Consider the following 17,101-nt stretch of genomic DNA (forward strand, 5'->3'; position numbering starts at 1 on the left):
TCTATTATGTGCCCTATTGCTGTAGATTGTAATTAAGCTTCATTTTACTCTCTACCTGTTCTAATATTTGGGAGCTAGCGGGAGTTTCCTCCAGATAGTTGTCCGCATCCTTAATGATCTGTTTCAGATCCTTTAGGCTGAGGTAATCCGGATGATAGACCTCTGAAATTACGGCATACTGATATTCCTCGTTGTTTTTTGCAATATGGAAGCCGTAGATATAGATCGCCAACTCAGACGGAGCAATACCACCCATAAGTTTATATACCTCCGAAAACTCATTTGAAGGTGAAATTTTGCCTACATAAATACTCTTCTTTTTAATTTTCCACTGCTGTTGTTTAAAAACAGCGCCGATAGACTGACCCTGCAGGATCTTTGTATGCTCTTTTAGAAAAACACTATCTACGGCCTTTGGATAATGAACCACTGCAAAAGTCCTTGTTGTTTTTTTATCGCCTTCAGTGCTATACAGGTCCGATACTCTTATTTCAGCATTGTTGTTAAGGACCTTGATACCGTAGCTTCCGAATTTCATTTTAATTCGTTCACTGTTAAGTAATCCGGGAGATAAAATAGAGTCCTGGGAAACCGTAGAAGGCTCCGGCTGACTGTTTTTGTACTTGCAACTACTTAGCCCGAAGGTTACAGTAAGCAGCAGGGCAAGTGCGAGTAGATAATGTTTTCTTTTCATTTTTTTAGGTAACAGCAGTGGTTTTCAGGAACTAAAATGAGCGTTCCTGTTTTTTTATTCTTAGATCCATAAAAACCCCGATCCCGATAATCAACAAGGCAGCCGAGAATACTCCGATCTTGATGGTGTAATCTATATTAGCCTGAACAACAAAACCAAAGGCAAATGCAAGTGCAAAACCTGCAGTCCGGGTGGTGTAATAATTATTTGGTACAAAATGCAATTTGTTTTTCAGGTATTTTCCGAATTTACTTAATTTCTGTTTGAATAATTCGTTGCTAAACGACGGTACTTTTTCCAGCTCTAAATACTGAATATAGCTTTCAATTGCCTCAATCTGCTGGGGGTTTAAATCCTTTTCTTTTAGTTTCTGTAAAAGCGCTATAAAATTTTCAAAGGTTTTAATTTCCGAACTTTCAATGGTTTTGGAAAGCTTTTTTTTCAGAAAGATTATAGTTGCCTTTAAATCGCTTGTTTCCGTAACCGAATTCGGTCCGATCAATTCGGTCAACTCTACATCTAATGCATTTGCTATCCTTTTTATCGTTTCGCCTGTTGGTTCCGATTCATTGTTTTCAATTCTCTGGATCGTTCTTAAACTTACCCGCGATTCATCAGCTAAATATTCCTGAGACATACCTCTGACCGCTCTTAATTCCTTTAATTTTTTTGCTAAATCTTTTGTTTCCATTTCAAATAATATTTATTGTTTCAGCAAATGTATTTCGGAAACATACTTTTATGTTGCGTCAGCTTAACGTCACCTTTACGTCATGGGTTATAACGGTTTTGTAAAGCTACTGATTATGCGTTTTATACGTTGATTTATGCCTGCCTTCCGAAAGGTAGGGTTTAATCACTGACCTTTATATTTTTCTTATTCATTAAATAAATTACCCTTCCAAAATACATAATAAATGGAATCCCGGAGCCAAATGTTATTGCAAACAGAAAGCTGTCATATTGTATGGTAGAATAAACAACTCCAATAAATGCAAGTATTATTAAAACAAGCCCGAAATAGATCATTGGTTTTTTGTCCGATATTTTTTTATAAAAGAGGCTAACAATTAAAATCATTTTCCCGATTAAGGAAATTACTGCAATCATTATAAAGCCAATCTCGAAAGGATATTCACTATTGATCTGAAAACCATTTTTTATCAGATATGGAATGCTAATAAATTCAAACATGGCCATAATTCCGTAACCGTGCCCATCCGGCACACCGATCAGGATTAAAGAATTCAGGATGATGGTTATTATTATGGCTTTTTTTATCAATTTGTTTAGTTTTTTGGCTTGTGGATAACTACTTTTTCAACTTGCTGCCCAGAGTATCGACATTAATTCATTAAACAATTCTTTAGGGGGGAAGTCAAATCTACTGGTTTTTTTGAAAAAAGCCCTGGCGTTTAGATCACTTCCATTTTTTATCAATTCAAATGCTGTTGACTTATCGATTTCATAAATTTTGGAATCAGACACTACTTTTATTTGATTTCCTGCATATTCTATGTCATTCAATTTTAGAATTTTGCTTGGATCAATATGGGAGTTGATGGTTAATTCCATTATTTCGCTCTGATCTAAATCAATTACCTTTTTACAGCTTTGTCTATATATTAATAGAATAACGGAAAACAATATTGAACCACCGCTGACAAAAACACTGATCGCATATAGGTTTTTAATTAAAGTATTGTTCGGAAACCAAAATGAAATAAAAAACAGCAACATAAATAATGCGAAAATCAACAGCGATAAGTTTAAATACCGGTTTGCTTTTTTTAATTCGGATGTAACTATGTTGATTTTCATAAAACTTTTTCATTTAACTTGTTTCCTAGCTCAAATATATCTTCCATTCTTGCAATTGAGACTACCCAGTATTCCGGAATTCCGTTCAGTCCATAATAGATCCCTGCTAGCCCTCCTGCAATTGCAGCTGATGTATCGGTATCGTGTCCTAAATTGATAATTGATAATATGGTATCTTCATAACTCTCTTTTTTAAGAAAAAACCAAATACTTGACTCAAGTACTTCGATTACGTATCCCCCCGATTTCAAACTATCGACGGGTACTTCCCTAATATCATTTTGGATTATATTCACAAAGTGCTCTCTTTCTTGCCCGGAAAATTTCATTTCCTCCCAGAATCTTACAATTTCAATCCTCATCTCTGAGTAGGCCTCGGTTTTCTCTTTTCCTTCCAGTAGTTTCTCTGCAATCTTCAGGTATATTAAACAACTCATAGCTGCTCTAATATGCCTGTGTGTTAGTGCTGAGACCTCCCATATAATTTTAAATTGCTCGGTTATAGGCCGGTCTTTTATATAAAACAACAAAGGAAGGATCCTCATTAATGAGCCATTTCCATTATCGTATTCATCCCCATAGTATTTTAGCATTTTTAATTCCTGCAATTCGCCATCTTCGATTATCTTTTTTAATCTTGAAATAGCTCTTGAGGTTGTCATTCCAATATCGAAGACTTCACCTCGTGCGGACCAATATGCTTCTTCCTTCCATTTAATGAACCTTTTTGAAATGTCTTGCAAATCGTAACCATGTAACAATGATTCTGCCAGGCAAAATGTCAATGAACTGTCATCAGACCATGTTCCTTCGGGCTGATTATAAGTTCCATATCCGACCATTCCTTTTGCGGGATTTGAAGCCATTTTATCTCTGGAGCTAAATTCAAACGGAACCCCAACGGCATCTCCGATTGCTACTCCAAACAATGCATCTGTAACTTTATTTGATTCCATCTTTTATTTGCCCGATTAGTAATATTATAAAACTTGAAAGCCAAAGTATAAAACCAATCCCAACAATAACATCGGCATTTAATCCACCCTCGTGAACGGGAACTTTTCTGATTCCGATCGTAAATAGTCCAAACGTAATTGTTAGAAATGATATTCCAGTTTTCAGTTTTAGATTTATTTTTCTAAAGATCAAATTTCCAAAATAAAGAAAGTTCGCAATCCAGGGAAGTCCCAAAAAAGGGTTAAATTCAAATACTCCAACTATACCAAATATGAGCCCAAATACTCCAATTAGCCAACTCCCAAAGAATATTGGAGTTATCAGGGAGATTCCATATAGAATCATTGATTTTTCTTGGTAGGTCAATTTTGTATATTTCTTGAACAAATTATTTGATTTTATTATGATTCCAAAAAGGTGCTTTCCAATAACCATCAGAACCACAATAAATAGTAATCATGGTTGTACACGGTACTTTTACTTCCAAAACTCCCACCATTTTTTTCGAGGCTTCTACATCTGTTCATAGACTTTTTCCCATTTCATTTGCTCCTGTTCCGCAGTTCCATTGTCATGATAACAGTTCCAGTGATTAAGTGATTCCTCCGCAAGCCCAATCTTCACGACTCTATCTTTGTGCATCATTACTCCAACGCCATGTTCATTATCCCAGGAGCAACCTAATTCAAAACCAATGTATGCATAACCCTCTTTTTCACTATCCATTATATGCAAGAAAGCAACTCCCAGATTATTTTTATAATCCTCTACACTATTTATTTCAGGCATGAAATCCTCGTAAATTTCTTTTGCATTCGGATAATCGCTTAAAAGCCCGTTTAATAAAGAATCACGAACCAATTCCGAGTTCTTTTTCAAAAACTTAATGGCATTGAACTGCGCTTGAGATAAAACATGAGCAGAATCTGCAGATTCTCCAATTATATGAGTTTTGATTGTTCCATCAGATTCTTTTTCAGAGTCTTTTGAGCCATAAAATCCATTTCGACTTTCAAACCCTCTCCAGGCGGATAGATTTATCCAGCCATCATAATCTTCACCAATAATAGTATTTGGTTGTATTTCTGTGACTTCTTGGCTCATTTCTTAAATTGCTTACAACGGTTTCATGCCCTATTTTTTTCTGACTTTAAAGACAACAATTTATAGGAAATATACTATGTTTATTTGCCTTTGAGTTACCCATCTATTGAAACTCCTATCTGTTTATTGTTTTCGAAATAGACATTAAAATAATAGTTCTGCCCTTCTTTTTCCTGAAAAGTCAGTTCAAATCCGTTTTCCTCGACAGAAATTGCTTTTACATCAAAATGATCTTCAATGGATAGAAATTCCATTTCTGCATTGTCATATTGCTCTTTGAGCGCCTTTTCTGCTTCAGATCTTATTTGTGTTTCGTTATTTAAAGCATTGAGTAGAACTTGCTTTTGAGTTTCTGAAATCCCATTTTGATCTCCTTCAATCAGGATCTCAATATCGGAGCCTAGAAATTTTCTGAGGACCTGCCAGTCAACTTTATTCCCCCGAACGCTAACACTCTCTATTTCTCCGAAATCCGGATCGGTTATTTTTATTTTTTTACTGCCAAATAGTTTTCCGAATATCCCCATTAAGTTATCTTTTTAAAGATTGCATTTTTCTTTTAACCTTCTTATCGCCATAGGTACCTGTTCCCGGTCATACATTTTAAAAAGAACATTATAGCTATCTTCTCGGGTAGCTATTTCGATACTGCCTTTTTCCTTTTTCCATTGCCCAACGCCGTGACCTGTCAATAAATCTATGATTGCGGTAATTAAGCCCGAAAACCATGGAATTTTCCCTTTATTGAATTTAATTTCTTTGACTTCATCATACTTCATTTTTTTAATCATGAAGTTCTGTTTTCCATTAATTTCAAACTCTTCTTCCATGAATACTATTTCAATTCTTGGTGATCCCTGAAGGATTAAGGTTTCATTACTCATTGTTCCCATTTTGCAATTAATTCAATCACACCGTTCTTAATTCCGTCATAGTATTTTTCTTTTCTAAATTCGGGGATCATAATATTATCGATGACACTTTTACATATCTCATCAGTCAGGATCAGTTGAGTTCCGCTGCCTGTCGAAATTCCAATTTTCCTTTCAGGTTTGCTTAATAGAATTACAAGGCCATTATCTTTTTCGGCAGTCCCAATTCCCCAATAATTTCCTAAATCCGTGGCCATTTTTTGTATATCGGAATAGGGTTTTATGCTATGGATTGTTACAACAACTATTTGACGCGTTGTTTTTAAGTTATAATCATAAAGAATGTCTGATAGCTCCTTTCGCTGCCCGGGACTGAATATGCTGTCATAGTCATTAACTATCTGACCTTTAAGCTTCGTATTTCGAAATTTCTCAACTCTTGAGAAATCAAATTCAATAGTGGATGATGCTTTGGTTTCTGTTTCCTGAGCAATACCCTTGAAAGAAAGCAGGTTTAAAGCCAAAAAAAGGATTAATATTTTAGTTCCGGTTTTCATTTTGCGTATTGTTGTACAGAGTTATTCTTTGTATAATTCCAGATTCTCAATATCAAGTAGTAAATATTCTTTGATTCCCTTTATAAAATCGAAAACAAAGGCCTTTTCAATGCATTCCTCTTCATCTGGTGTACAAAAATTCATTTGCACTCGAACAATATCGTAGTTCCCCCTTTTCATTGCATAACTATTGGTAATCACAAATGTAAAATCAGTGTCAGCACCTCTGGTTGGAGGTTTTAATTCGTGGCACTTATTTATCATTTTTTGAATAAAATTAAAATATCGATCGTTCTTTTCGTTTTCCGATCCTATTTTTAAATCAAGATGCGTTTTAAGATGTCTATTACTGTCTTCTCCGTGATATGTAATTAATTCGGCAAAGACTTCTTTGTTTTCAGTCTCAACCAAATGTAGTAAATCCATAACCTGGATTTCGGCATCATCATATTCGTTAGAGTTAATTTCTTTGTCATTTAGATCATCTCTGCCATATATACTCATTTCATAGAGCATAACCGCAAGTATAATGATGATTGCAACAACAGCGGCGATAGTCATTATTAAATTCTATTTTAATTTGTAAATACTGTTCCAAATATTATTATCAAAAATCCACTTAAAGAGAAAATATAGTCCGCCGGTCTTAACTTTCTTCCATCCTTTGGGTCAATCCGATTCGGGTCAAGTCGTAAAGAAGTTACTATAAAATTATCACCGTAGATCCTTTTATTTATTAGATTAAAAATGAATGACGTTAAAACTGTCAATGGCAGGGCTTTTAACCATATCAAATCATTTCCATTCACTGCTTGGATTTGAGGTAAATCATGATAATAATAGTAAACAATTGTTTGAATAAGCCCTATAATTCCCCAAATCAAAAGTACTTTGTTATTCCAAAGTCGTTTATGGTAAATGTCGAAAATTAGAAAAACAAAAATAAAAGGGATTATAAAATAAAAATCTTGAATCCATTCTCTATCATACAGGTTTAGCGCATAGACTACTCCAAGAATTAAATGAATTCCGAGATATGTAATTAATAATATCCAGTCTATTTTTTTCAAATTCGATTGTTCAATATTATCTACAATAGTTTCGGCCATGATTTCCTAGTATTGCTATAAATTGGATAATATTATTCCGTACAACCATAAAAGACCATAGATATTGGCAATTCCGAAAATAATTCCGAAAATCAACTCCTTATTGATTCGATAATTTTTCAATTCCGAGCTTATTGTTTTTAAATTTTGTGTTTTTTCAACTCCGATTTTAGTTTTTGCGATCCGATCTCCAATTCTTCGTGAAGGACTTAAAACAGTAATTAGTGTATCAATAGGAATAATCAGTAAAATATTCCGAAACGAACTTTTCCATTCTGATGCTTTTTTACCTTGTAGATTTTGTACTTGAATTCCAAAAAGTCTTTTTCCAATACTTTTTCCATTCAGAAAATCCTTATTCATTGTGATTGGATAGACAATTAGCATTCCCAGAAATAGATTGTCAGTTAGCGTTACAATTAGAAACCAGATTATCATCATAATCAGGTAATCAACAATAAATGCTTTTGCTCTATTTTCTAATATCACTTCCGAATTTTTTATAGTTCTCGTTCCAACACTTTTACTTCCAAAACTCCCACCATTTTTTTTGAGGCTTCTGCATCTGTTCATAGGCTTTTTCCCATTTCATTTGCTCGTGTTCTGCGGTTCCATTGTCATGATAACAGTTCCAGTGATTAAATGATTCTTCAGCAAGCCCGATCTTCACAACTCTATCTTTGTGCATCATTACTCCAACGCCATGTTCATTATCCCAGGAGCAACCTAATTCAAAACCAATGTAAGCATAACCCTCTTTTTCACTATCCATTATATGCAAGAAAGCAACTCCAAGATTACTTTTATAATCCTCTACACTATTTATTTCAGGCATAAAATCCTCGTAAATTTCCTTTGCATTCGGATAATCGCTTAAAAGCCCGTTTAGTAAAGAATCACGAACCAATCCCGAGTTCTTTTTCAAAAAGTCAATCGCATTGAACTGCGCTTGAGATAAAACATGAACAGAATCTGCAGATTCTCCAATTATATGGGTTTTGATTGTTCCGTCAGACTCTTTTTCAGAGTCTTTAGAACCATAAAATCCATTTCGACTTTCAAACCCTCTCCAGGCGGATAGATTTATCCAGCCATCATAATCTTCACCAATAATAGCATTTGGTTGTATTTCTGTGATTTCTTGGCTCATTTCTTAAATTGCTTACAACGGTTTCGGAGGTTATATTTTCCTGACTTAAAGATAATAATTTGTAGGAAATATACTAATTTTTCCAGTATTCCTGTTTCATTGATCTGAATATTAAGTTGAAAGCTTTAATTTTTATCGATAAGCTCTTTGTATTTGTTGGAAGTGATCTTATGATACTCTTGTTTGGTAACATTCTTTCCTTCTCTGGGTTGTTCAATAACAATATCCCAGTCGGGATTGACTTTTACAAAACTTAAGGTATAGATCCTTCGGCTATCTTCTTTTAATTGGAGAATAAGGCCGGGAAGTCCGGTATAATCTTTGGGTCCCAGCGGGAGAGGAATTTCCGGAGTATACCAGGCAATAATTTCCAAAACCGTTGTTTTTCCACTTCGATCCTTTACACTTTTATGACTGATAGCCTTCAGGCAATGATAACCGTTAATAACCTTAGTCTCCTCCAGTAACTTCCATTTATAAGAGATGAATCCTGAAGTAATATTATAAATAACCCCTTCATTTTCGGTTTGCCTGATCAGGGCGTTTTTCTCAATATCTGTCAGGTAACGGTCATTAAATACATCTGCAATGATCTCTGCTATTTTGCGATTGAGTTCTGTTCGGAAATCCAGACCCCAGGTTTCTCTGACTTTAAAGGAAGACTTTCCGTTATTGTATAGAAGATCCATTTTAATATGATCTACCTGCTGAAAGATCTGATCGATCCTTAACGAATGTCTGGAAGGTAGCCTGTTCTTTTTTCTGTTTACCTCTACTTTATAAGTGGCTTCCAGTTTCTTTACCTGGGCGGGTACCGGGCCGACAAAGAAAAAGATAACTGTAAACAGGAATAAAATGTAATTTGTTGAAGACATACATTTTTGTTTAGATAGCGGACAATCCTTACCAAAGAAGCTTAATTCATATAAAATTAAGCATTCCCTGGTTTCAAAGGTTTTGACTTTATGTTAATGTGCTTAAATCCAGCAATTTCCATTGGCTACACATTCACAGGCAGCATATTGTTCGTTTAAAACAATTGTAGCGTGTTCATCGGATAACATGAACCCCAGATCTTCTTCAAGTTCTTCCAGGAATTCAATGGCATCCAGAAAACAATCCACATCGATCAAAAAATTGGAAACACCCATTGTAATGGTAAACATGAAGAGGCATGTAAGAGTTAAAAATGATTTTTTCATTGCTAATAGATTTTTAATTAAACAATCCTGATTAATAGCAATAAAGATGACATATATGTTTACCCCAAATGCTAATATATAAATTATTATTGACATATATGTCAATCAGCAAGGAAAGAATACTGGAGTACAAAAAGAATTTTGGTTTAAGAGTCAGGGAGTTACGGGAATCCAAAGGGTTTTCTCAATTGGACCTGGCTTCAGAAATAAATGTAGAAAAAACCAGTATTTCCAGGATAGAAAACGGAAGGACCAATGTTACCCTGGTTACTGCCGTAAAACTAGCCAATGCGTTAGGAGTAGAGTTAAAGAACCTTTTTGAATTTTAGGAATATCAAGAGCTTTTAATTTTTTTATTAGAATAGGTTTAAAGTGCTATTATAATCCTATCCAGGAGTTAAAGGATGCCGTATTGTTCTGACTCGTCTTTAATGTATGTGATTTTATATGAATGGCTACCGTGTTTTTGGTGTAGCGACTTATTTTTTCAATATGGTCTTTGTTGACCAATTCACTTCTGTTGATCTTAAAGAACTTTTCCGGGTCGAGTATCTTTTGTATTTCTATCAGAGAGGTTTGGTTTAACAGGTGCTTTTTGTCGTTCCTGTCGTAGGCGAAAATAACACCGTAATCCGACTGTATAAAGAGAATGTCCTCTACTTTTAAAAAGTAAATACCGCTGTTCGATTTTACGGGAATGTACTCTTTGTATACCGGTTTTAGATCTAATTTATTCCGGTAATAGGTGTCCAGTTTACTAAAGATATCACTGTAATTAACCTCCGTTTTGTTTATCAGGGAAGTATACTTATTCCAGGCTTTTTCAAAACGATCATAGGTATAAGGCTTTAACAAATATTCGATCCCGCTGGTCTCAAAGGCATTCATCCAGAACTGGTCGTAGGCAGTAGCAAAAATAATAGGAAAGTCAACTACTATTTGATTATACACGTCAAAAACATTGCCGTCCCGTAATTCGATATCCGAGAAGATCAGATCTACATCAGGTGACGTTTGAAAAAATGACAGAGTTTCATCCACAGTCTCAATTTCTTTTATGATCTCAATAGGCTCACCGATCTTCTCCAGATAATTTTTGAGTTTCTTTCTCGCGGGAGCTTCGTCTTCTATAATTACTACTTTAATCATTGTTGTTCATTTTAACAGGGGGTAAGGTAACAGCAAAGCTATCCTCAGATTCCTGAATAGTAACAGGGCTATTCGTAAGTAGCTCAAATTGTTCGTTTAGGTTTTTTAAGGCTACACCATTGCTTTTATTCTTTCTGCTTTGCCTGATCCTGTTATTGGAAACTTTAATTCCGTTTTCTGCCGTAATGGTTATCATCACAGGATCCTGTGCTGTTCCCAGGTTATGTACAATGGCGTTCTCTACCAATACTTGAAGACAAAACGGAGGAACTATGGTATTTGAAGTTTTAATGTCATCCGCTATAACTAACCGGTAATATCCCTGATATTTGGTTTGCATTAATTCAAAGTAATTTTGAGTAAATGCCAGTTCCTCCCCGATAGTGATGAGTTCTTTTTCGGAACTTCTCAGGGCATAGCGATACAATTCTGAAAAACGGCCTAAAAAATCGGAAGCTTTATGCCGGTCTTCTTCAATAAGCTGATCTAATATATTCAGGTTATTAAAAAGAAAGTGCGGATTTAACTGCGCCTTAAGTTGCTGTATTTTGCTCTTAGAATTACTGATCTCATATGCACTTAGCCTTTTTCTGTAATTTCTGTTTTCCCTGGAATATAAATAGGCTAAAGAGAAACCGCCGAAGATCATAAAATCAATAATCTGACTGAAAAGCCTGTAGGTTACCTGATAAGAGGAACTATAGTTTCTGGAAAAGTTGTTAAAAGCTATCGAAACAAGAACTCCGAATACATTTGCGATAAGCATATAGCAGATAAAACTTATCCCGAAAAATTTTAAATAGATCCATACAGATGGGGTTTCCTTTGCATTGTTTTTTTCAACGCTTCTTTTAATAAAATCCGTTAACAAAAAAATGAGGAAGGCGTCTATAAAAACCCAAAAGGGAGTGTCGGGATGGAAAACAAAGTCGTTCCAGGAACTCGAGATCCCAATCTTATTTTTAAGGGTTAATATCCAGCTGAAAGCAAACAGAAAAAGGACAAAAGATCTGTTTTCTTTTAAGTAGTTGATGTATGTTTTCATATTAAAGGCGTAAATATATGTATTTGCAATCAAGGAAGCGGCCCTTTAATTGCAAATACATTTTTAGTTAAAAGCTTTACTTTGGCCAGGAACTAACTACGTTTCCTTTCTCATCATAAGCTACAAGTTTTACGTTGTTGTCTTTGTCTATACAAAACTTGGCTCTTGGTTTTCCCTGGTCGTCAAACAGGAACAATCCGTTTTGTTTTCCGGGTATCTGCCCCAGAGCAACCCTTTTAACCGAACCAAACACTCCTTTATCCCAATATTCTTTATACTTTTTCTGGCGTTCTTTCGGGTCTTTTATAGCCTCTAATTCCTTTGCTACCTTATCCATACTTTCTTTTGTTTCATGATCACCACGATCGTTAAAGACAAGGTATCCGGATTTACGTCTTGTATTCTGCTTCTTTTTATCGGTAGTTATCAGTTGCATTACCTGATCTCCATCGTATTGATCGAATGTTAGGGAAAGGCCAGCACTATGACCGTTTTCTGTTTTGGCACCATCGTAAATAAAGCCACCGCATTCTTTTCCGTCTTCCGTAAAGAACAGCATTCCGGCACGTTTCTTACGATTGTGATAAACTCTGTTATTTATGCTGTCTCCGGCGCCCGGGAAATGCTTTGCATTGGTGATAACCATTTTAACAGTGCCGTCATTCTCTACAACGTTAATACGTTCTACATCGATGGTCCCGAATTTCTGATTTCCGGAACGTTTAAAAGCAACTGAGGCAAATGTCAGGATTCCCAGGGTCATAGTAAGTGCGAATGTTCGTAAAAAAATTAATTCCCTTTTTGTGTTTTTCATAAGAAATAGATTTAATGATTTAAGATGCCCCAAAACTACAGGGAGCACCGTATTCAAAAAACCTGTTTCCGATGAATGCAGGAAAAATTAAATAGAACTAAGGAAGAATAGGGAAGAGGGAAATAAGACTAAATTGTTTTTGAAGTATTTGAGCTAACGATCCTGGCTATGATTTTATGACATTGCAATGAATTATAACCATTATTACCGGTTATCTTCTTTTATCTTGTCTATGATTTTCGTGCTTACCCAATAGATATCCTGATTACTTGTATAGAACAGGTATTTCCCGTCTTTGGTTACAAAAGGGCAGTATTCATAATTCTCCGAATTTATTTCTTTACCCATATTGATCGCTTTTGACCACTTATTATCAGATCCCCTGAAACTGATATACAGATCGCCGCGCCCAAATCCGTTATCACGGGTTGAACAAAAGATCATATAGGATCCATCCGGTGAAACAAAAACATCTGCTTCATAACCCCTGGTGTTTACAGCTTCGCCCAGGCGTACAGGTTTTTGAAATGCCCCCTTGGTAAACTTCGAATAGTAGATATCGTGATCTGTTCTTGTGGTATCCCTTCGTTTATGACCGTTGGAGGCAAAATACATTGTTCCGTCCTTCGTAAAGGAGATATAATATTCATCTCCGCCCGTATTAATATTTGTTCCGGCATTAATGGGTTCGGACCATCCGTTACCAGATCTTTCCACATACCATATATCGACATCCTTAATTTTACCGATGCCGTCCAGGGCCCTTTTAGAGATAAAGTACAGCCTGTTCTCATCATTTGAAAGAAAGGGGTCATTGTAGCTGTACCGTTCGTGCGAGATGATAGTTTTTGGTTTACTCCATTGTTTTCCTTTCAATCTGGAATAACGGATCTCGTTTCTTCCGTTTACATCCACACCAAAATAAAACTCCGTTCCTTTGGAATTAAATACGGAGCCAAATTCCTGCTCTTCGGTTGAAATAAAGTTAGGTGCAAACATTTCAGGGCTGGTTTCAGGAGCTTTCAGCCCCATATATTTTCCTTTCATTTTGAATTTGCGCACAAGGTTTTTATCCGCTCCCTGCGAGATCAGAAATTCGGAAATATCTTTGGCGCCAATTCTTTGTGAAATTTCCAGGGCGGTGCTTCCTCTTTTGTTTTTGATGTTTATATCAACCCCGTTAGCGATCAGTTTTTCGGTAAGTGTTTTGTTTTTATTCAGTACCGCCAGTTCCAGAAGTGATGCTCCATAAACAGACGTCCAATCGTTGTCGGGTTGTAAGTTGACCAGATGATCAAAATACTCTGTATTGTTAAACTGAACGGCAACGTGTAATGGTGTTCTTCCCTGATTATCGGCTCCGTTAATGGTTATACCTTTCCGGATCAAAAGATCGAATATTTCTTTTTTCCTGCAGGCAACGGCCCAGTGTAATAATGACCTGCCACGATCGTCCGGTACATCAATTGAGGTGTTTACAAGCATACTGTCCAACCTTGCCAGGTTTCCCCGGCAGGCCGTACGATATATGTTCTGGGCAGACAGTTGGGGGTGAATCAATAAATAAAATGTAAGTATCAGTAAGGCTCTCATTCTTGTTCAAATTGTGGCTAGCGTTCAGTGTAAAATGCGTTTTTACATTTTGTTGTCTGTTGTTTTAATTCTTTTTTGATTTTAGCTATACTATCAATTTAGAATCAATATATCTGCATCTCAACTCTGGTACATGCCCTGTAAATTTCTTATAAATGAAAAAATAAGCATTGTCAGAATTTATTCTGAAAGATTAAGTTGCCATGAAATACCATATTTATCTTCACACCATCCGAATTTTTTACCAAAGCCATAATCCCCTGAATCGTAGTTGTCAAGAGGAACCATAATCCGGCCTCCGTTTGAAGAAAGCTTTTCGAATAAAACCTGTATCTCATTTTCAGAGTTACATTCAACGAACAGTGATACTCCTGGTGTAAATGACCAGGCGTGATTAAAATTACTTTCGGAGACCATGTACTCTGTACCATTTAATGTAAATACCCCATATTTGATAAGCTCCGGTGTCCCTCCGGCTTCTCCTTCCGTGTATTTTATTATGCGATTAACTTCCGAATTCGGAAAGATAGAAGTGTAGAAATTTATCGCTTCTTCAGCCTTTCCGCACTGATCACCTACAAATGTTAGAAATGTTGTTGTTTTCATTTTTTCTGAAATTTGAGTTCAAATCCAAAATTGTCAGCTAGATAATTAACTTGCTTCCCGTAAAATTTTCTCCATTTTGCGACCTCTTGCCAATTCATCAATCAACTTTTCCATGCGCCTGCATTGTTTATACAATTCAAATTCATCCTCTATTTCTTCAATTCGATACCCGCAAACTACGCCTTTAATAAGATGTGCATTCGGATGTATTTCTGCCCTTTCAAAAAATGTTTTAAAACTTACTTTTTCATCGATCAGCTCCTGTAATTTAGATTCGTCAAAACCGGTTAGCCATTCTATCACCTGGTTGAGCTCTTCTTTTGTTCTGCCATTTTTCTCTAATCTATTCAGGTAAAGAGGATAAATGGATGCAAATATCATTTTTCCGATTTTTTCATTTTTTTCAGCTGTAACTTTCATTTTGGTTAGATTTTAATTCTGAATTAACTAGTGCTAACGTGTTCGCATATGGGTTGCGGAACAAGTATAAGTTCTATTCTGAGAAACTAAGATATGAAATTGCAGGGTTTTATCTGCCTTTTAACCAGTCATGTACAGTATGAATTACTATGCCAGGTACAGGTTTTTTGATCATTTTTATTCAACAATTATTACTTCTCCATCTCTAAGGGCCTTAAATAACCATTTGTTATCTATACATCTTTGAATTTCTTTTCCAATTGCTTCCGATTCAAAATGATCTGAATCATAGTGTGGCATGAATGAATAATTAAAGACTCCTAATCCTTCATAGATCGGTTTATTTATTCCCTTATATGGGAAATTATTTGGGTCATCAACAATATCGATCGACTTTAAAGAGTCTGATAAAATGCAAATTCCGGCACTATAACCACCATAAAGAAAGTCATTTCTGGTTATCAATTCTTTGAAAATCCTATCAAATCCACTTAACTTCATTGCCATCCTCAATACAAATGTATTTCCACCGCTTACCCAAATTCCTCCTAATGAATTAAGTTTACTCTTTAGTTCTTCAGTTTTATTGAAGTATTCTTTTAAATCTAAGGGTTCGGCTTTAAATCCGATTTCATTTAGTAACTCTATTTCCTCCTGTTGATGTTTATTTACTCTTTCAGGATCGGCGCCAACCCAATCTCTTGAATTGTTGATATGACCAATTTTATTGTTTTGAGGGATTAACCTCTTTAGCTCTTTAATCTGATTACCGAATTTATATGAAGACAAATAATATTTCATCTTTTATTTTTAATGATGACGATAGATACTCCAATTATCTTCTCTAAAGAGAATTTCCTTTTCAAAATTAGCTCCGATTGCCAGGGCAAGTTTGATGGAAGGACTGTTCTTTGAGTGTATTAAACTTATTAAAGACATTTCCGGGAGGTATTCTTTTGCAACCTCTTTTACCTTTCTTGCGGCCTCACTTGCATATCCTTTCCCCTGAAAAGTTCTGGAAAGTCCCCATTTAATTTCAGGTTCGGGCCAATCTGCCGGATACCACAGACCCGACACTCCAATAATTTTACCCGATCCTTTTTCCTCAAGCGCATAGGGCCCATAACCCCTGATGGACCAATGCCCAACCATACTGGCAACAGTTCTCCACGTCTCACCTTCAGATAAAACCCGGCCAAAAGTATATTTAGTGGTCTCCGTATCCGAATAATAATCGTGCAGGTCCTTCCAATCGGTATCATTAAAGGTCCTGATGATCAACCTTTCGCTTTCAAATTTTTGTGGCATTAAATATTTCATAGGTTTTTGTACAAAATATTCGTGTCTTTATTTTATCGAATTGCGCCTGACGTTTAATATAACAAGCTATATATTATACATTACTACCCAACATTTTTATTCCATTTTCAATTTTTTCAATCCAATTTTCGTCAGTCGGTTCAACAATAATTGCATTAAAGTTATATCGTTCAGATTCCATTCCAACACCTTTTGAGTCGTCAATGTGAACGTCAAACCCGAAAGCTGTGGGATACTTTGACGAGTTAATATTTCGAGATTTCAGGACACGTCGATTTTCTTTTTGGGTAACAATCCGCTCAACTTTTATTCCGTAATATCTTAACGTTCGCCTTATTTTTCCCTTTGTCCGAAACGAGGTTGTATAAATATGAATTTTGTGCCCTTGATTTTGTAATTCAGTAATTAATTCACGCGTTCCTTTTCTTAGTTCCTCAATCCCGAACAGCTTTGCAATTCCGCTCCTTTTTTCGGTTTTAAATTCTCTTCCATTTGGAATTAATGTACTATCGAGGTCAAAACTGATGTTCATTTTAAATGTTGAGTAATGATCCGGTTATGATTTCGTCATTACTTTAAAATATTTCATATTCTGTTCCAGAATTTGCCCTACTTCAACCTTTTTGTTATTAAACACGATTGATTTAAAATCATAATTACCAGTATCAGCAACTTTACGTATCAAATA

Annotated in this window: 26 protein-coding genes; 1 reads left to right on the top strand and 25 read right to left on the bottom strand. The window is 35.6% G+C overall.

What is annotated here, in order from left to right; translation table 11 throughout:
• Positions 1-13 precede the first annotated feature (13 nt).
• From GWK08_RS16650 to GWK08_RS16725, 16 genes are all read right to left on the bottom strand, one after another.
• Entirely contained in the window at positions 14-694 is a 681-nt protein-coding gene (locus GWK08_RS16650) for a hypothetical protein (RefSeq protein ID WP_163608384.1), read from the bottom strand.
• 31 nt (positions 695-725) lie between these two features.
• Complete coding sequence (locus tag GWK08_RS16655; RefSeq protein ID WP_163608385.1) at positions 726-1,385, bottom strand: helix-turn-helix domain-containing protein; 660 nt, start codon at positions 1,383-1,385, stop codon at positions 726-728.
• Positions 1,386-1,546: 161 nt separating this feature from the next.
• Complete coding sequence (locus GWK08_RS16660) at positions 1,547-1,978, bottom strand: hypothetical protein (protein WP_163608386.1); 432 nt, start codon at positions 1,976-1,978, stop codon at positions 1,547-1,549.
• 36 nt (positions 1,979-2,014) lie between these two features.
• Complete coding sequence (locus GWK08_RS16665) at positions 2,015-2,515, bottom strand: hypothetical protein (RefSeq protein WP_163608387.1); 501 nt, start codon at positions 2,513-2,515, stop codon at positions 2,015-2,017.
• The gene (locus GWK08_RS16670; RefSeq protein ID WP_163608388.1) at positions 2,512-3,471 is read right to left on the bottom strand and encodes an ADP-ribosylglycohydrolase family protein; all 960 of its coding nucleotides are present in this window, start codon (positions 3,469-3,471) and stop codon (positions 2,512-2,514) included. The genes GWK08_RS16665 and GWK08_RS16670 overlap by 4 nt, the downstream gene beginning before the upstream one ends.
• Entirely contained in the window at positions 3,458-3,907 is a 450-nt protein-coding gene (locus GWK08_RS16675; protein ID WP_163608389.1) for a hypothetical protein, read from the bottom strand. Before GWK08_RS16675 ends, GWK08_RS16670 begins: the two co-directional genes overlap by 14 nt.
• A 78-nt stretch (positions 3,908-3,985) precedes the next feature.
• Complete coding sequence (locus GWK08_RS16680) at positions 3,986-4,576, bottom strand: DUF6985 domain-containing protein (RefSeq protein ID WP_163608390.1); 591 nt, start codon at positions 4,574-4,576, stop codon at positions 3,986-3,988.
• A gap of 95 nt (positions 4,577-4,671) precedes the next feature.
• A complete protein-coding gene (locus tag GWK08_RS16685; RefSeq protein WP_163608391.1) occupies positions 4,672-5,103 on the bottom strand; it encodes a hypothetical protein in 432 nt (143 codons plus the stop codon).
• A gap of 12 nt (positions 5,104-5,115) precedes the next feature.
• A complete protein-coding gene (locus GWK08_RS16690; protein WP_163608392.1) occupies positions 5,116-5,460 on the bottom strand; it encodes a hypothetical protein in 345 nt (114 codons plus the stop codon).
• Positions 5,457-6,005, bottom strand: coding sequence for a TPM domain-containing protein (locus GWK08_RS16695; RefSeq protein WP_163608393.1), 549 nt, complete (start codon positions 6,003-6,005; stop codon positions 5,457-5,459). Before GWK08_RS16695 ends, GWK08_RS16690 begins: the two co-directional genes overlap by 4 nt.
• 21 nt (positions 6,006-6,026) lie before the next feature.
• Positions 6,027-6,566, bottom strand: a complete 540-nt coding sequence (locus tag GWK08_RS16700) for a hypothetical protein (RefSeq protein WP_163608394.1) — start codon at positions 6,564-6,566, stop codon at positions 6,027-6,029.
• Positions 6,567-6,580: 14 nt separating this feature from the next.
• Positions 6,581-7,114, bottom strand: a complete 534-nt coding sequence (locus tag GWK08_RS16705; protein ID WP_163608395.1) for a hypothetical protein — start codon at positions 7,112-7,114, stop codon at positions 6,581-6,583.
• A gap of 15 nt (positions 7,115-7,129) precedes the next feature.
• On the bottom strand, positions 7,130-7,687 hold the full coding sequence (locus tag GWK08_RS16710) for an RDD family protein (protein WP_163608396.1): 558 nt from the start codon (positions 7,685-7,687) through the stop codon (positions 7,130-7,132).
• Positions 7,638-8,264, bottom strand: coding sequence for a DUF6985 domain-containing protein (locus GWK08_RS16715; protein WP_163608397.1), 627 nt, complete (start codon positions 8,262-8,264; stop codon positions 7,638-7,640). Before GWK08_RS16715 ends, GWK08_RS16710 begins: the two co-directional genes overlap by 50 nt.
• Positions 8,265-8,389: 125 nt before the next feature.
• A complete protein-coding gene (locus tag GWK08_RS16720; RefSeq protein WP_163608398.1) occupies positions 8,390-9,139 on the bottom strand; it encodes a GLPGLI family protein in 750 nt (249 codons plus the stop codon).
• A gap of 102 nt (positions 9,140-9,241) precedes the next feature.
• On the bottom strand, positions 9,242-9,430 hold the full coding sequence (locus GWK08_RS16725) for a hypothetical protein (protein ID WP_163608399.1): 189 nt from the start codon (positions 9,428-9,430) through the stop codon (positions 9,242-9,244).
• A gap of 134 nt (positions 9,431-9,564) precedes the next feature.
• Here GWK08_RS16725 and GWK08_RS16730 point away from each other — a divergent pair, with 134 nt between their 5' ends.
• Positions 9,565-9,795, top strand: coding sequence for a helix-turn-helix domain-containing protein (locus GWK08_RS16730; protein WP_163608400.1), 231 nt, complete (start codon positions 9,565-9,567; stop codon positions 9,793-9,795).
• Between the two features lie 49 nt (positions 9,796-9,844).
• On the opposite strand, the gene GWK08_RS16735 is transcribed toward GWK08_RS16730, so the two are convergent.
• The 9 genes from GWK08_RS16735 to GWK08_RS16775 form a co-directional block, all read right to left on the bottom strand.
• A complete protein-coding gene (locus tag GWK08_RS16735) occupies positions 9,845-10,615 on the bottom strand; it encodes a LytR/AlgR family response regulator transcription factor (RefSeq protein ID WP_163608401.1) in 771 nt (256 codons plus the stop codon).
• On the bottom strand, positions 10,608-11,660 hold the full coding sequence (locus GWK08_RS16740) for a sensor histidine kinase (RefSeq protein ID WP_163608402.1): 1,053 nt from the start codon (positions 11,658-11,660) through the stop codon (positions 10,608-10,610). The genes GWK08_RS16735 and GWK08_RS16740 overlap by 8 nt, the downstream gene beginning before the upstream one ends.
• A 76-nt stretch (positions 11,661-11,736) precedes the next feature.
• The gene (locus GWK08_RS16745; RefSeq protein WP_163608403.1) at positions 11,737-12,474 is read right to left on the bottom strand and encodes a hypothetical protein; all 738 of its coding nucleotides are present in this window, start codon (positions 12,472-12,474) and stop codon (positions 11,737-11,739) included.
• 204 nt (positions 12,475-12,678) lie between these two features.
• Complete coding sequence (locus GWK08_RS16750) at positions 12,679-14,067, bottom strand: ankyrin repeat domain-containing protein (RefSeq protein WP_163608404.1); 1,389 nt, start codon at positions 14,065-14,067, stop codon at positions 12,679-12,681.
• Between the two features lie 180 nt (positions 14,068-14,247).
• Positions 14,248-14,673 (bottom strand): VOC family protein, encoded by a 426-nt coding sequence (locus GWK08_RS16755; protein ID WP_163608405.1) that lies wholly within the window; start codon positions 14,671-14,673, stop codon positions 14,248-14,250.
• Between the two features lie 45 nt (positions 14,674-14,718).
• Entirely contained in the window at positions 14,719-15,093 is a 375-nt protein-coding gene (locus GWK08_RS16760; RefSeq protein ID WP_163608406.1) for a DUF2200 domain-containing protein, read from the bottom strand.
• Between the two features lie 177 nt (positions 15,094-15,270).
• On the bottom strand, positions 15,271-15,894 hold the full coding sequence (locus tag GWK08_RS16765; RefSeq protein ID WP_163608407.1) for a Type 1 glutamine amidotransferase-like domain-containing protein: 624 nt from the start codon (positions 15,892-15,894) through the stop codon (positions 15,271-15,273).
• A gap of 9 nt (positions 15,895-15,903) precedes the next feature.
• The gene (locus GWK08_RS16770) at positions 15,904-16,401 is read right to left on the bottom strand and encodes a GNAT family N-acetyltransferase (RefSeq protein WP_204336091.1); all 498 of its coding nucleotides are present in this window, start codon (positions 16,399-16,401) and stop codon (positions 15,904-15,906) included.
• A gap of 85 nt (positions 16,402-16,486) precedes the next feature.
• Entirely contained in the window at positions 16,487-16,945 is a 459-nt protein-coding gene (locus GWK08_RS16775; RefSeq protein ID WP_163608409.1) for an HAD family hydrolase, read from the bottom strand.
• Between the last annotated feature and the right edge of the window lie 156 nt (positions 16,946-17,101).

Source organism: Leptobacterium flavescens (assembly GCF_010671605.1).
GTDB classification, from domain to species: Bacteria; Bacteroidota; Bacteroidia; order Flavobacteriales; family Flavobacteriaceae; genus Leptobacterium; species Leptobacterium flavescens.